Below are 14965 nucleotides of genomic sequence, written 5' to 3' on the forward strand. Positions count from 1 at the left end.
CGGGGAGTCCGAGGACGTGAACCGGGAACGCAACCGCACCGCCCTTGTCACCGGGGCCAACCGAGGCATCGGCCTGGAGACCTGTCGTCAGCTGGACCTGGCGGGTCTCGACGTCGTGCTCGCCTCGCGCGACCTCGCGCGCGGCCGGGCGGCCGCACGGACGCTGAACAGCCCGCGCATCCGGGCGGAGGAACTGGACGTCACCGATGCCAAGAGCGTCCAGCGCTGCGCGGAGCGGCTCGACCAGGCCGGGGTCGAGGTCGATGTCCTGGTCAACAACGCCGGGGTCTATCCGACCGTCTCGTACTTCTCGCTCGACGAGGACGTGATGCGCCGGGCCCTGGACGTGAACCTCATGGGGGCCTTCCACACCTGCCAGGCCTTCGTCCCCGACATGGTGCGGCGCGGCTACGGCCGGGTGGTCAACGTCTCTTCGGGGCTCGGCGCCCTCACCGAGAACGTGCCGTCGCCCGCGGCCTACGGCATCTCCAAGGCCGCGCTCAACGCGCTGACCCTGGTGGTGTCCGCCGCGGTCCCGCAGAGCGTGAAGGTCAACGCGGTCTGTCCGGGCTGGGTCCGTACGGACATGGGCGGCCGGGGCGCGCCGACCAGCGTCGAGAAGGGCGCGGACACCGTGGCCTGGCTGGCGCGGCTGCCCGACTCGGGGCCCACCGGGGGCTTCTTCCGCAACCGCAGAAGGATCGACTGGTGAGCGCGCTCCGTGCGGCCGCGGTCGTGGTGGCCATCGCCGTCGCCGCCCTCACCGTGACGATCATGACGAGCGACTACGTGCGCGCGGTCGCCAAGGAAGCCGTCCGCGACACCCCGTCCGCGCACGACCCGGCGGCCCTCGCCGCGCTCGAACCGGCCGTGCGCGGCTATGTCGAGGCCGTCGACGCACAGGACGCCGACGCCCTGGTCACCGTCTTCGCGCCGGACGCCACCGTCTCCGACACGGGACGCAGCTTCCGCGGTCGCGCGGCGATCGGGGACTGGGCACGGGACGAGGTCGTCGGCGGCGAGCTGACCGTGCTGCGCACCACGCACGGGCCGAAAGGGCCCACGGTGCTCCTCCGTTTCGATCCCGAGGGGCTGATGGCCGGCTTCCGGGCCCGCTACACGTTCGACGTCGAGAACGACCTGATCACCCGGATCACCCTGCGCTACGCCTGACCCACCGACGCCCTCAGGAGCCTCCATGCCGAGCACCCGACCCCTGATACCCGCTCTCGCCCTGTCCGCCGCCCTGCTCCTCGCCGGCTGCTCGGAGGGTTCCGACGACCAGTCGGAAAGCCCCTCCGGCTCCACACAGGCAGCGGCACCGGACAAGGCCGGTGAGAAGGCCGGCGAGAAGGCCGGCCAGGACACCAAGAACGCGGACCGGAAGGACGACGGAGTGGACCCCGCAGCCCAGGCCTATGTCGACGCCGTGGCCGACGAGGACCTCGAAGGACTGGTGGACGCCTTCCACTCCGACGCACAACTCACGGACGTGGGGCGGGAGTTCAACGGTCACGACGAGATACGTGACTGGGCCGACGACGAGGTGATCGGCGGCAAGCTCACCGTCCTGAAGAACACCCCCCAGAGCAACGGCACCACGCTGCTCGTGCGCTTCGCCCCCGGCGGCACCGGCGGTTTCGAGGCCAACTACGAGTTCCAGGTGCGCGACGGCCGCATAGCCAAGCTCAACCTCCAGTACGCCTGATCGCTTCCGTCCCCCTCACAAGGAGTGGCCCTCATGAGTACCGCCACCGCAACGGGGCCCGGCGAGACCCGCAACAAGCTCGCCCTGGGCGCCCTCGGCCTGGGCGCCTTCGTCATCGGCACCGCCGAGTTGGTCATCGTCGGCGTCCTCAATCTCATCGCCGACGATCTGGACGTCTCGCTGAGCACGGCGGGCCTGCTGGTCACCGCCTACGCGCTCGGCATCTCCATCGGCGGCCCGATCGTCACGGCCGCCACCATCAAGGTGCCGCGCCGCACCCTGCTGTGGGGGGCGCTCGTCGTCTTCGTCCTCGGCAACCTCGCCGCGGTCTTCGCCGGTGTCTTCGGCCTGCTCGTCGTCGCCCGTGTGCTGTGCGGCGCGCTGCACGGCCTGTTCCTGGGCGCGGCGTCCGCCGTCGCCACCAGCCTGGTCGCCCCCGAGCACCGCGGTCAGGCCGTCGGCCTGGTCTTCGGCGGCATCTCCGTCTCGACGGTGCTCGGTGTGCCGCTCGGTACGCTGCTCGGCCAGAACCTGGGCTGGCAGGCCACGTTCGCCGGTGTGGTCGTCCTGGGGCTCATCGCCCTCGTCGTGATCATGGTCTGGGTGCCGTCCGTGCCGAGCACCGGATCGACCGACCTCGCCTCGCAGGCCAGGCACGCCTTCCACCCCCGGGTGCTCGCCATGCTGGCGGCCGAAGTGCTGCTCATGGGCTCCCAGTTCATCGCCTTCACCTATCTGGCGGCGTTCCTGGAGGACGTCACCGGCATCGAGGGCGCCGCGGTCAGCGCCTTCCTGATGATCTTCGGTGTGTTCAGCGCCATCGGCACCATCGCGGGCGGACGCTTCGCCGACATCAACGCCTCGCGGACCCTGCTCGTCGGCAACAGCGTGCTCATCGTGGCCCTGCTCGGCCTGTACTTCTTCCGGGAGAGCCCGCTGCTCGTCGGCATCGCCCTCGCGGCCTGGGGCATCGTCGGCTTCGGCGTCACCCCCTCGCTCCAGCTGCGCGTCATCTCGCTGGCCGGCGAGGGCGCCGACCTGGGCGCCACGCTGGGCGCGTCCGCCGCGAACGTGGGCGTCGCTTCGGGCGCCGCGGTCGGCGGCTGGGCGCTTGCCTCCTTCGGCATCGGCGACGTCCCGCTGACCGCGCTGGTCTTCTCCGTCATCGCGCTGCCCGCCGTATGGGCCACGCGATTCCTCAAGGCGCCTGTCGCACCGGGTCCGGCCGCCGGTTCCGCGCCGGCCGCCGCCGCGAGCGACAACGCCCCTGTGTCCGCGAGCAGTTGAGTCCCGGAACACGCCCCGCATCCCAGAAATCCCCGTCAGGAGTAACGACGTGACCGACACCGGCCACCAGACCGTACGCGAAGCCACCCTGGATGTACTGCGGCAACTGGGCCTCACCACGATCTTCAGCAATCCCAGCCACAGCGAGATGAAGCTGTTCGAGGCCTGGCCCGACGACGAGTTCCGCTTCGTCATGGGCCTTCAGGAGGCCTCGGTCGTCGGCATGGCCGACGGCTACGCGCAGGCAACCGGCGAGCCCTCCCTGGTCATCATCAACGGCGGCCCCGGCCTCGCCAACGCCATGGGCAGCGTCTACACCGCCGCGTCGGCGAAGACCCCGATGGTGATCCTCGGCGGGCAGCAGGCCCGCAAGATGCTGCTCGGCGAGCCGTTCCTGGTCGCCAAGGACTCCACGCAGCTGCCGAAGCCGTACATCAAGTGGGCCGGTGAGCCCGCGCGCCCGCAGGACGTCCCGGCGATGATCGCCCAGGCGTACCAGATCGCCAAGCAGGCCCCCCAGGGCCCGGTCTTCGTGTCCGTCCCCGAGGACGACTGGGTCAGGCCCGCCGACCCGAACCCGGTGCGCATCGCGCAGGTGACCAGCGCGGTCGCGCCGTCCGATGAGGCGCTCGCGGAGATCGCCGCCGCCCTGGACGGCGCCGAGCGGCCCGGCATCGTCGCGGGCGGCCCGGTCGACGCGCAGGGGGCCCGCGGCGCCCTGATCGAACTCGCCGAGAAGCTCAACGCCCGGGTCTGGGGCGCGCCGGTGTGGAACCGCGGCGCCTTCCCCGAGAACCACCCGCTGTTCGCGGGGGTCCTGCCGCCCATCCCCGAGCTGATCAGCGAGCGGCTCTCGGCGCAGCACGACGTGGTCGTGGTGTTCGGCGGACCCGCGTTCACCCTGTTCACGGCCTGGGACCTGTTCTCCACCGCGCCGGCCGACCTCGACCGCAGCCCGCGGCCGACGCTGCCGGACTCGGTGCGGTTCCTGCACGTGACGGACGACCCGCAGGCCGCCGCGGCGACGCTCGCCGACCACAGCTTCGTGGCGCCGCCGGGCGCGGTCGTCAAGGCCCTCGTCCCGCGTGTCACGCAGCGCGAGCGGGTCGAACTCGCCCCCGTGCGCGAGCCCGTGGCGGTGCCCGAGCCGTCCACGCCGCTGACCCAGGCGTACCTCTTCCACCTGCTGTCCAAGGAACTCCCGGACGACGCGGTGCTGTTCGAGGAGCTGCCGATCGCCCGCGCCGACTTCCACGAGCAGATTCCGCTGGGCGCCGACAACGGCTACTTCGCCACGGCCAGCGGTGCGCTCGGCTTCCCGTTCGCCGGGGCCGTCGGCTACGCCATCGCCAAGCCCGACCGGCGCGCCGTGGTCGTCGTGGGCGAGGGCTCCGCGCAGTACACGCTGCACGCGCTGTGGACGGCGGCCCAGCAGAACGCGCCGGTGACGTTCGTGATCCCCGACAACTCCGGCTATCTCTCGCTCAAGTACTACCTCCAGGACCAGAAGTCCTGGGAGAAGGGCTATGACCTCAGCGGCGTCGACATGGCCCAGCTGGCCCGCGGCTTCGGGGTGCGCGGCGAGCGCATCACGACGCCCGAGGGCCTCCAGGACGCGCTCCGGGACTCCCTGAACGCGGAAGGCCCCGTCCTGCTCGACGTCATGGTCGCCGACCCCGGCCTGTTCCGGCTCTGACGGTCCGTTCTCCACCAGACGGTTCGTTCCCAACCAGCCCTGCTCGTACGACGATCGGGAGATGCCCGTGACCACCACAGCCCAGCCCCTCGGGGCCGACGAGGCGCCCTACCACCCGGAGGGCAACGTCATCCACCAGCCCGCGGGCGAGGGCCAGTCCATCTGGTTCGGCGACGCCATCTACACCTTCAAGGCGACGCGCGAGAACACCAACGGGTCGCTGACGCTCGCCGAGGCGACCGTGCCGCCCGGCGGCGGCCCGCCGCCGCACATCCACCCCCGGGCCGACGAGGCGTTCTTCATCCTCAACGGGACCATCGAGTTCCTCAACGGCGAGAAGACGTTCGTCGCCGGTGACGGGGACTTCGTGTTCGTGCCGCGCGGCACCCGGCACCGGTTCCGCAACGTCGGCGTGCAGACCGCACGGCTGCTGTTCATGTTCACGCCGGCCTACCTGGAGAAGTTCTTCATGGAGATCGGCCAGGAGGCACGTGCCGGGGAGGCGCCGCTGCCCCTGACTCCGGAACAGCAGCGACAGATCGTGGATCTTGCCCCCCAGCACGACCTGCAGTTGTCGCTGTGAGTCCCGCCGGGCGCCTCCGGCGGGAGGCGCCCGGCGGTCTGCCGCCCCGCGCGGCGCCTGAAGGTCCGACAGAAAAACAGAGAGGCGAACGGCATGGCCGGCCAGGACACCATGCAGGCAGCCGTCATCGACGGCTTCGGCGCACCCGGCGTACTGCACACCGCACCACAGCCCGTGCCGGTACCGGGCGAAGGGGAAGTCCTCGTCCGCGTCCATGCCGCGGGCGTCAACGCGATCGACTGGGCCACCAGGGCGGGCCAGGGGGTGGGCGTGCCCGTCTTCCCCGCCGTCCTCGGCTGGGACATCTCGGGAACCGTCACCGCGCTCGGGCCCGGCACCTCACGGCTGCGGGTGGGCGACGCCGTGTTCGGCATGCCCCGCTTCCCGGGTCTCGCGGGCGGGTACGCGCAGTTCGCGGTCGCCGACGAGAACGAGCTCGCGCTCAAGCCCGCCGGAGTCGACGACGTCGTCGCCGCGTCGGCGCCGATGGTCGTGCTCACCGCCTGGCAGTCGCTGTACGAGCACGGCGGCCTGGAGAGCGGACACCGTGTGCTCGTGCAGGGCGCGTCGGGCGGCGTCGGACACATCGCCGTCCAGCTGGCCGCGGCGGCCGGAGCCGAGGTCATCGGCACCGCGTCCGCCGCGAACCACGGCTTCGTGCGCTCCCTCGGCGCGCACGACGTGGTCGAGCACGACGCGGTGGGCCGCGCCGCCAAGGACGTCGACATCGCGGTGGACCCGCGGGGCGGCGCCGACTTCCTGCGGCTGCTCGACGTGGTGCGCCCCGGCGGGATCGTCGTCACCCTCAAGGGAGAGGCCGACGGTCACCGGTCGGCCGCCGACGCCCGCGCGGTGCGCGCCGGTTTCACCTATGTGCACCCGGACCGGGCCGTCCTGGAGCAGGCCGCACCCCTGCTGGCCGACGGCACGCTGAAGCCGTACGTGCAGGAGGTGCTGCCCCTCACCGAGGTCGCCCGCGCGCACGAGATCGGCGAGCAGGGCCATGTGCGCGGCCGTCTGGTCCTCGACCTGCGCTGACCTGCCCCCACAAGGGCCCGACCCCCAACCAGAGAAATGAGGAAGCCCGATGATCCTGGTCACCGGCGCCACCGGGCACGTGGGCGGCGAGGTCCTCGCCCATCTGCTGCCCGCGGCGGACACTCCGCCCCGGGCCCTGGTGCGTGATCCCGCCAAGGCCGACCTGCCGCCGACGGTCGAGGCCGTCGGGGGCGATCTGAACCGGCCGGATTCGCTGCGCCCCGCGCTCGACGGGGTGGACGGCGTGTTCCTGCTGCCGGGCTACCCGGACATGCCGGGGCTGCTCGCCGAGATGCGTCAGGCGGGGGTCGGCCATGTGGTGCTGCTCTCCAGCATCGCCGCGCCCGACGGCGACCTCGACAACGCGATCTCGGCCATGATGATTGGCTCCGAGGAGGCCGTACGCGCCTCCGGCATCCCGTGGACGATCCTGCGGCCCAGCGGCTTCATGTCGAACACCTTCCAGTGGACGGAGCAGCTGGCCGCGGGCGACACCGTGCGTGCGGCGTTCCCGGATGTCGCCGTCGCCATGATCGACCCGGCGGACATCGGCGCCGTCGCCGCCAGGGTCCTGCTCGACGACGCCCACCATGGCCTGGCCCACGCCCTCAGCGGCCCAGAGCCCCTGCTGCCGGCGGACCGGGTGCGCGTCCTGGGCGAGGTGCTCGGCCGCAAGCTGCGCTTCGAGGGCCAGTCCGACGAGGAGGCCCGCAGCGAGATGGTCGGGCAGGGCGTTCCCGCGCCCTACATCGAGGCCTTCTTCCGCTACTACGCGGACGGCACCCTCGACGACTCCCGGGTACGGCCGACCGTACGGGAGTTGCTCGGCCGCGAGCCCCGCACCTTCGAGCAGTGGGCGCAGCAGCACGCGAGCGCTTTCCGCTGAACCGCCCCCATCAACATCACCCGACCTCTGAAGGAGTACCCGCCGTGACCACCACTGTGGAGACCGTCCGTTTCAAGCTCACTCCCGGTTTCGACGCCGCCGCGTTCGCCGACCTCGACCGGTCGGTCGAGAACGACTACATGGCCAAGCAGCCCGGTTTCGTCTCGCGGGAGGTGACCCGCAGCGACGACGGCGAGTATCTGGTGATCGTGCACTGGGCCACCGTCCAGGACGCCGACGCCACCATGCAGGGCTTCTTCGGCGCCTCGCAGACCCAGGACTTCCTGGCCGCCATCGACAAGACCACCGTCGCGTCGGGCCGGTATGCCCAGCTGAGCAGCAGCAACTGAGCGGCAGGAACTGAGCGGCAACCGGACACGGGACGAAGCCCGTTGCCGTGACGCACCATGGCGTCGCGGCAACGGGCTTCGTCGTTCAGATGCCGCTCACCTTGGCCACCGAGAACGGCAGGTCGAGGGTGGCCGAGCCGAACTGGGAGCGGATCACGTGCAGCGACCCGCTCTTGCGTATGAGCGTCGTCGGGTGCTGGAGGGCCGGATCGGTGGCGTGAGCCACGACGGACGCCGACGTGACGTCCGAGGAGACGGTGAGCCGGTTGATGCTGTCCGAGTCGAACTGGACGACCCACAGCTGGTTCTTCTCCCAGAGCAGCCCGTCGGCCGAGACGAGCTTGCCGCCGGTCACCGTCAGCTTGCGGATGCCGCCGGTGGCGGGTTCGAGGCGGAACAGGTCGCCGGAGGCCATGTCGACGGTCAGCAGGTACTTGCCCGTTGCGTCGGACTCGATGCCGTTGAGGGTGATGGCCCCGTCGGGGTGGGGGGCCACGACGCCGTTCAGGTCGAACCCGGTGGACAGGGTGTCGGTGCCGCGCGCGGTGACGGTCTTCTCGATGGTGGCGGCGGGCAGCCGGTAGACGAGCTGGCGCAGCGAGTCGGTGACGTAGGCGGTGCCGTCCGGCGTCAGGTCGACGTCGTTGAGCACGGACTTGCCGGGCGTGGGGCTGACGAAGCGGGCCAGGCGCTTGCCGTCCGCCGTGCTGTACAGGGTCACTCCGTCCGCGTCGTTGACCCACACCCGGCCGTGCTTGTCGACCTCGGTGCCCATGGCCTGGGTGCGGCCGTCGGTGCCCGCGGGCAGGAACTCGGTGGCCTGGGTCTGGCCGGAGGGGGCGCGGTAGACCGCTCCGGTGGCGAACGAGGTGATGTAGAGGTCACCGTTCTTCGGGTCGGTGGCCATGCCTTCCGGGTAGGCCTGGTTGCCGGGCAGGGCGACGGCGCGGCTGACGGTGACGGCTTCGGCGGCACCGGGGGCCGCTGCGTCCGCGCTGGCGTCGGTGGCCGGCGCGGTGAGTCCCGCGGCGAGTGCGAAGGCCAGCGCGAGAGCGCAGGCGGTGAGCCGTCGGCGGGCATGCGTCAGATGCATGGGGTCCTCGTTTCGAACTGCGGAAACGCCGGGTGTGCCCCGGCGGGCGTTGAGGACCATATGGCTGGATCTGAGCGGGAGTTGGGGTGCCCGACGAGGGCTCGAAATCGCCTGCGGATCGCAAAAGCACAGGTGAACCGTGATGTGACGGTCGGGCCTCGGGGCTGAAATTACCTATGTGAAGGCAGCGACTTTCGTAGGTGACTGACGTGATTCCGTATGGTGGCGAAGCTTCCGTTTCGTCCCGTCGCGGGCCGGGCCCCCGCCGCCGGCGTCACTCGGGGGCCGCGGCCGTCCGCTCCGGCACGGGGTCCGGCACCGGCTTGGCGGGGGTTCCCGCGCCGGGGTACTCCTTGCCGCGCCACAGGATGACGCGCTGCGCGATCGGCTCGGTGAAGCGGGCGGCGAGCGGGCCCATGATGACCAGGAGCAGCACGTACGCGGTGGCCAGCGGTCCGAGGGAGGGCGCGACCGTCCCGGAGGAGACCGCGAGCCCGGCGATGACGATGGAGAACTCGCCCCGCGCGACCAGGGCGCCGCCCGCCCGCCACCGGCCGCGCTCGGCGATCCCGGCGCGTTTCGCGGCCCAGTACCCGGTGGCGACCTTCGTCAGGATGGAGAGCGCGGCCAGGGCGAGGGCGGGCAGCAGCATCGAGGGGATGGTGGTGGGATCGGTGCTCAGGCCGAAGAACACGAAGAACACCGCCGCGAACAGGTCCCGCAGCGGCATCAGCAGATGGTGGGTGTTCTCGGCCACCTCCCCGGACAGGGCGATGCCCACGAGGAACGCCCCCACGGCCGCCGAGACCTGGAGCTGCTGGGCGACACCGGCCACCAGGAGCGTCATGCCGAGGACGACGAGCAGCAGCTTCTCCGGGTCGTCGCTGGAGATGAAGCGCGAGATGACCCGACCGTAGCGCACGGCGACGAGCAGGACGGTGCCGACCGCGGCGAGCGCGATGCCCAGCGTCAGACCGCCCGCGAGCAGGCCCGTGCCGGCGAGCAGCGCGGTCAGGATGGGCAGGTACAGCGCCATCGCGAGGTCTTCGAGCACGAGGATGCTGAGGATGACCGGGCTCTCCCGGTTGCCGAGCCGGCCCAGATCGCCGAGCACCTTGGCGATGACCCCGGAGGACGAGACCCAGGTGACGCCCGCGAGGACCACGGCGGCCACCGGGCCCCAGCCCAGCAGCAGGGCCGCCGCGGCGCCGGGCAGCGCGTTGAGCAGGAAGTCGACGCCTCCCGCGGGGGCATGGGTCTTGAGGTGGCCCACGAGGTCGCCCGCGGTGTACTCCAGGCCGAGCATCAAGAGCAGCAGGACGACGCCGATCTCGGCGCCGACCTCGATGAACTCCTCGCTGCCACCGAGCGGGACGACGCCGCCCGCGCCGAACAGGAGCCCCGCGAGGAGGTAGAGGGGGATCGGCGAGAACTTCAGGCGCACGGCGAAGCGGCCGAGCAGACCGAGGGCGAGGACCACCGCGCCGAACTCGATCAGGAAGACTGCGGAGTGCACGCGATCAGCCCCGCTCGAGGATCTCGTGGGCGCCGTCCACGCCTTCCCGGGTGCCGATGACGATGATGATGTCGCCCCCGTGCAGCCGGAAGTCGGGGCTGGGCGAGGGGATCGCGTGGGACCGGCGCATGACGGCCACGATCGAGGCCCCGGTGTCGGTGCGCATCCGTGTCTCGCCCAGGGTGCGTCCGTTCCAGTACGAGCCGCCGGTGATGGTGACCTGTTCGGCGATCAGGCCGAAGTCGCTGGTGTGCAGCAGGTTCGGGTTGTTGTGGCTGGGCAGCAGGGCGTCGGCGAGGGAGAGGGCCTCCGCGCCGGTGAGCACCAGGGAGAGGCCCGCCGAGTCGGGGTCGTCGTCGTGGTGGACGTTCAGGGTGCGGTTGCGGTCGCGGTGGGCGATCACCGACAGGGTGTCGTGGCGCCGGGTGGTCAGTTCGTACTGCACCCCGATGCCGGGCAACGGGGTGGTCCTCAGGCGGGGTGCAGGCATGATGTCTCTCCTTCGGTCTGCGTCATTGCTTGCGGAACCACACGGCGCCGAGGGGCGGCAGGACGACCGTCGCGCTCGCCGGCCATCCCTGCCGGGGCTCGGGAGCGGCGTGGATACGCCTGGGGTTGGTGACCCCGGAGCCCCCGTACTGCGTGGCGTCCGTGTTGAGCACCTCCGTCCAGGCGCCCTCCTCGGGCAGCGCGAGGCGGAAGCCGTGCCGGACGGCGGGCTGGAAGTGGAAGACGCACACCAGTGCCTCGCCGTCCTCGCCGTACCGCACGAAGGAGTAGACGTTGTCCTCGGCTGCGTCCGCGTCGATCCAGCGAAAGCCCTCCGGGCGGGTGTCCTGGCTCCACAGCGCCGGGTCGGCGAGGTAGCTGCGGTTGAGGTCGCGCACCAGGTCGCGCACCCCGGTGTGCGCGCCGTGCCGGAGCATGGACCAGTCGGGGCCCGCCTCGTGGGACCACTCGGTGTCCTGGGCGAACTCCTGCCCCATGAAGAGGAGTTGCTTGCCGGGGAAGGCCCACATGAAGGCGAGGTAGGCGCGCAGGTTGGCCAGCTGCTGCCAGCGGTCGCCTGGCATCTTGGTGAGCAGCGAGCCCTTGCCGTGCACCACTTCGTCGTGGCTGATGGGCAGCGCGTAGTTCTCCGCGTAGGCGTACACCATCGGGAAGGTCATGGCGTGGTGGTGGTGCTGCCGGTGCACGGGGTCCTGCGCCATGTACGACAGGGAGTCGTGCATCCAGCCCATGTTCCATTTCAGGGCGAAGCCGAGGCCCGCGTGGTCGGTGCGCCGGGTCACGCCGTCCCAGGCGGTGGACTCCTCGGCGATGGTCAGGACGCCCGGGCAGCGCCGGGGCACGGTGGCGTTCATCTCCTGGAGGAACTCCACGGCCTCCAGGTTCTCCCGGCCGCCGTACACGTTGGGCAGCCATTCGCCCTCGGCGCGCGAGTAGTCGAGGTAGAGCATGGAGGCGACGGCGTCGACGCGCAGGCCGTCGACGTGGAACTCCTCGCACCAGTACACGGCGTTGGCGACCAGGAAGTTGCGCACTTCGTTGCGCCCGTAGTCGAAGACGAGGGTCCCCCAGTCGGGGTGTTCGCCGCGGCGCGGGTCGGGGTGTTCGTACAGCGCGGTCCCGTCGAAGCGGGCCAGGGCCCAGTCGTCCTTGGGGAAGTGCGCGGGCACCCAGTCCACGATGACGCCGATGCCCGCCCGGTGCAGCGCGTCGACCAGGGCCCGGAAGTCGTCGGGGCCGCCCAGACGGGCCGCCGGGGCGTAGTACGAGGAGACCTGGTAGCCCCAGGAGCCGCCGAAGGGGTGCTCGGCCACCGGCATGAACTCGACGTGCGTGAAGCCCAGCGCCTTCACGTAGGCGGGCAGTTCGACCGCGAGCTCTCGGTAGCCGAGGCCGGGGCGCCAGGAGGCCAGGTGGACTTCGTAGACGCTCATCGCGCTGCGGTCCACGGTGCGTTCGCCGCGCCGGGCCATCCAGGCGTCGTCGCTCCAGCGGTGCCGGGAGCGGAAGACGACCGAGGCGGTGCCGGGCGCCGCCTCGGCGGAGGCGGCGAGGGGGTCCGCCTTCTTGATCCAGCGGCCGTCCGGGGTGAGGATCTCGTACTTGTACCGGCAGCCCTCGCCGACGCCCGGCACGAACAGCTCCCACACCCCGCTGACGCCGAGCGAGCGCATGGCGTGCGCCCGGCCGTCCCAGTGGTTGAAGTCGCCGACCACCCGCACGGCGCGGGCGTTGGGGGCCCACACGGCGAACGCCGTGCCCGCGACCGTGCCCCAGCCGGACTGGTGCTCGCACACCCGCGCCCCGAGCACCCGCCACAGCTGCTCGTGCCGGCCCTCGCGGATCAGGTGCAGGTCGAGTTCGCCGAGGGTGGGCAGGAAGCGGTAGGGGTCGTCGTAGTCGTGGACGTCCGTGCCGTAGCGGACGCGCACCCGGTAGTCGGGGACGACCGTGCCCGGCAGGCGGCCCGCGAACACGCCCTCGCCCACGTGGTCGAGGTCGAGCAGCGGCTCGCCGGACGGGGTGGTCAGGGACACCGCGTCGGCCAGCGGGCGCAGCACCCGCACGCTCACGCCCGCCGCGCCCGGGTGCGGTCCGAGCAGGGCGTGCGGATCGCTGACGTCGCCGGTGGTGAGCCGCTTGAGGTGGGTGGCGGCCAGGGCCGCTGGGTGCTGTGCGGTGGTCACGACTGCGGGGTCCCGTCCGTGAGTATGTGGGCCACTTGGTGCCGCGGATCGAGGCGTACGTAGTTGTCGCGGCCCCAGCGGTAGCTCGCGCCCGACAGGGCGTCGTGCACCTGGAAGGTCTCGGAGCGCTCCAGGCCCAGCGCCGGCAGGTCGAGGGTGATCGTCGCCTCGCGTGCTTCGTGCGGGTCGAGGTTGAGCACGACAAGGACCCAGTCGCCGCCGGCGGCCCGCTTGGAGAAGCAGAGCACCGCGTCGTTGTCGGTGCGGTGGAAGCGCAGGTTGCGCAGCTGGTGCAGGGCGGGGTGGGCGCGCCTGATGTCATTGAGGGAGCGGATCAGGGGGGCCAGGGAGTCGCCCGCGGCCTCGGCAGCCGCCCAGTCGCGCGGGCGCAGCTGGAACTTCTCGGAGTCCAGGTACTCCTCGCTGCCGGGTCCCGTGGGCACGTTCTCGTACAGCTCGTATCCGGCGTAGACGCCCCAGGTCGGCCCGGCCATGGCGGCGAGCACCGCGCGGGCCGCGAAGGCCGCACGGCCGCCGTACTGGAGGTAGGCGTTGAGGATGTCGGGGGTGTTCACGAAGAGGTTGGGCCGCAGATAGGCGGAGCTCTCCTCGCCGTCGAGTCCGGCCAGCTCGGAGAGGTAGGACTCGACCTCCTCCTTGGAGTTGCGCCAGGTGAAGTACGTGTACGACTGGTGGAAGCCCGCGCGGGCCAGGGCGTGGAGCATGGCGGGGCGGGTGAACGCCTCGGCGAGGAAGAGCACGTCGGGGTCGCTCTCGTGGACGGCGTCGATCAGGCGGTCCCAGAAGGCGACGGGCTTGGTGTGCGGGTTGTCGACGCGGAAGATCCGCACCCCGTGGTCCATCCAGTGCCGCAGCACGCGCAGGCATTCGGCGTGCAGTCCGTCGGGGTCGGTGTCGAAGTCGATCGGGTAGATGTCCTGGTACTTCTTCGGCGGGTTCTCGGCGTACGCGATCGAGCCGTCGGCGCGGTGCTTGAACCACTGGGGGTGTTCGGTGACCCAGGGGTGGTCCGGGGAGCACTGGAGGGCGAAGTCGAGCGCCACTTCGAGTCCCAGTTCACCGGCGCGCGCCACGAAGTGGTCGAAGTCGTCGAGGGTGCCGAGCTCGGGGTGGATCGCGTCGTGTCCGCCGTCGGCGGAGCCGATCGCCCAGGGCGAGCCGGGATCGTGCGGGCCCGCTTCCAGGGTGTTGCCCGCGCCCTTGCGGTGGGTGCTGCCGATGGGGTGGACCGGCGGCAGGTAGACCACGTCGAAGCCCATGTCCGCGACGGCCTCCAGGCGCTTGGCCGCGGTGCGCAGGGTGCCCGGCCTGGCGGGCTCGGGCACGCCGTCCCGCACGGCGGGCATGACGGCGCCCTCGGAGCGGGGGAAGAACTCGTACCAGGCGCCGTACAGGGCGCGTTGGCGGTCGACCCGCAGGGGCAGTTCGGACGAGCGGGTGAGCAGCCGCCGTATCGGGTGGGCGGTCAGCAGGGCGCTCACTTCGGGGGCGTCGACGGCGGCGAGCCGTTCCTCGGGGTCCAGGCGCCCGTCCCGCAGGCGCGCGGCCGCGTCGGTCAGCTGCGCCGCCGCGTCGGCGGGGACCCGTCCGGCGACCTCTTCGAGGAGCAACGCCCCTTCTTCCAGGACCAGTTCGGTGTCGATTCCGGCGGGCACCTTGATGTCGGCGTTGTGCCGCCAGGTGGCGCAGGGGTCGGTCCAGGCCTCCACGCGGTAGGTCCAGTCGCCCTCGCATCCCGCGCTGATCCACGCGGTGTAGCGGTCGGTGCCGGGGGCCACCAGGCGCATGGGGGTGAAGACCTGCGCGGTGCCGTCGGGGTCGGTGAGCACGACGCCGGCGCCGACCGCGTCGTGTCCCTCCCTGAAGACCGTGGCGGAGACCTCGAAGACCTCGTCGGGTACGGCACGGGCGGGGGTCAGGCCGCCGTCCACACAGGGCAGCACGTCGACGACGGGGATCCGGCCCACACAGGGCCGCCGCCTTGTGCCCGTCGGCCCGCCGGGCGGCGGTGCGGCTCCGGCAGTCGGGCGCGTCGTGTCGCGCTGCATGGGCTTGCCCTCCATAGTGCTCGTGCCTCCTCGCACCGGGGTG

At 71.6% G+C, this 14965-nt stretch carries 14 protein-coding genes; 9 read left to right on the forward strand and 5 right to left on the reverse strand.

Annotation, left to right across the window (positions count from 1 at the left end; genetic code table 11):
• Positions 1-16 precede the first annotated feature (16 nt).
• The 9 genes from ACQKIP_RS01115 (at position 17) to ACQKIP_RS01155 (ending at position 7548) form a co-directional block, all read left to right on the forward strand.
• On the forward strand, positions 17-712 hold the full coding sequence (locus ACQKIP_RS01115) for an SDR family NAD(P)-dependent oxidoreductase (protein WP_361196107.1): 696 nt from the start codon (positions 17-19) through the stop codon (positions 710-712).
• Entirely contained in the window at positions 709-1173 is a 465-nt protein-coding gene (locus ACQKIP_RS01120; protein ID WP_365865602.1) for a nuclear transport factor 2 family protein, read from the forward strand. The genes ACQKIP_RS01115 and ACQKIP_RS01120 overlap by 4 nt, the downstream gene beginning before the upstream one ends.
• A gap of 25 nt (positions 1174-1198) precedes the next feature.
• On the forward strand, positions 1199-1708 hold the full coding sequence (locus tag ACQKIP_RS01125) for a nuclear transport factor 2 family protein (RefSeq protein WP_365865600.1): 510 nt from the start codon (positions 1199-1201) through the stop codon (positions 1706-1708).
• Between the two features lie 33 nt (positions 1709-1741).
• Positions 1742-2995, forward strand: coding sequence for an MFS transporter (locus tag ACQKIP_RS01130; RefSeq protein ID WP_365865598.1), 1254 nt, complete (start codon positions 1742-1744; stop codon positions 2993-2995).
• Positions 2996-3044: 49 nt separating this feature from the next.
• Positions 3045-4691: a benzoylformate decarboxylase gene (mdlC, locus tag ACQKIP_RS01135; protein ID WP_365865596.1), complete on the forward strand. Its 1647-nt coding sequence runs from the start codon at positions 3045-3047 to the stop codon at positions 4689-4691.
• A gap of 67 nt (positions 4692-4758) precedes the next feature.
• Positions 4759-5274: a cupin domain-containing protein gene (locus ACQKIP_RS01140; RefSeq protein ID WP_365865595.1), complete on the forward strand. Its 516-nt coding sequence runs from the start codon at positions 4759-4761 to the stop codon at positions 5272-5274.
• A gap of 93 nt (positions 5275-5367) precedes the next feature.
• Complete coding sequence (locus tag ACQKIP_RS01145; RefSeq protein ID WP_365865594.1) at positions 5368-6312, forward strand: NADP-dependent oxidoreductase; 945 nt, start codon at positions 5368-5370, stop codon at positions 6310-6312.
• 49 nt (positions 6313-6361) lie between these two features.
• Positions 6362-7198, forward strand: a complete 837-nt coding sequence (locus tag ACQKIP_RS01150) for an NAD(P)H-binding protein (RefSeq protein WP_365865592.1) — start codon at positions 6362-6364, stop codon at positions 7196-7198.
• 44 nt (positions 7199-7242) lie between these two features.
• On the forward strand, positions 7243-7548 hold the full coding sequence (locus ACQKIP_RS01155) for an antibiotic biosynthesis monooxygenase family protein (RefSeq protein WP_365865590.1): 306 nt from the start codon (positions 7243-7245) through the stop codon (positions 7546-7548).
• An 85-nt stretch (positions 7549-7633) separates the two neighbouring features.
• Here ACQKIP_RS01155 and ACQKIP_RS01160 read toward each other — a convergent pair whose 3' ends face one another.
• The 5 genes from ACQKIP_RS01160 to ACQKIP_RS01180 all read right to left on the reverse strand — a co-directional run bounded on the left by ACQKIP_RS01160 (position 7634) and on the right by ACQKIP_RS01180 (position 14937).
• A complete protein-coding gene (locus ACQKIP_RS01160; protein WP_365865589.1) occupies positions 7634-8641 on the reverse strand; it encodes a superoxide dismutase in 1008 nt (335 codons plus the stop codon).
• A gap of 274 nt (positions 8642-8915) precedes the next feature.
• Complete coding sequence (locus tag ACQKIP_RS01165) at positions 8916-10157, reverse strand: cation:proton antiporter (RefSeq protein ID WP_365865587.1); 1242 nt, start codon at positions 10155-10157, stop codon at positions 8916-8918.
• A gap of 4 nt (positions 10158-10161) precedes the next feature.
• Positions 10162-10647 (reverse strand): cation:proton antiporter regulatory subunit, encoded by a 486-nt coding sequence (locus tag ACQKIP_RS01170; protein WP_365865585.1) that lies wholly within the window; start codon positions 10645-10647, stop codon positions 10162-10164.
• Positions 10648-10669: 22 nt separating this feature from the next.
• Positions 10670-12853 carry a 1,4-alpha-glucan branching protein GlgB gene (gene glgB, locus ACQKIP_RS01175; RefSeq protein WP_365865583.1) on the reverse strand — a complete coding sequence of 728 codons (2184 nt, stop codon included), beginning with the start codon at positions 12851-12853 and terminating at the stop codon, positions 10670-10672.
• Positions 12850-14937: a maltotransferase domain-containing protein gene (locus ACQKIP_RS01180; protein WP_365865581.1), complete on the reverse strand. Its 2088-nt coding sequence runs from the start codon at positions 14935-14937 to the stop codon at positions 12850-12852. The genes glgB and ACQKIP_RS01180 overlap by 4 nt, the downstream gene beginning before the upstream one ends.
• Positions 14938-14965 lie beyond the last annotated feature (28 nt).

The organism is Streptomyces sp. NPDC059900 (assembly GCF_050270335.1).
In the GTDB taxonomy this organism is placed as follows: Bacteria; Actinomycetota; Actinomycetes; order Streptomycetales; family Streptomycetaceae; genus Streptomyces.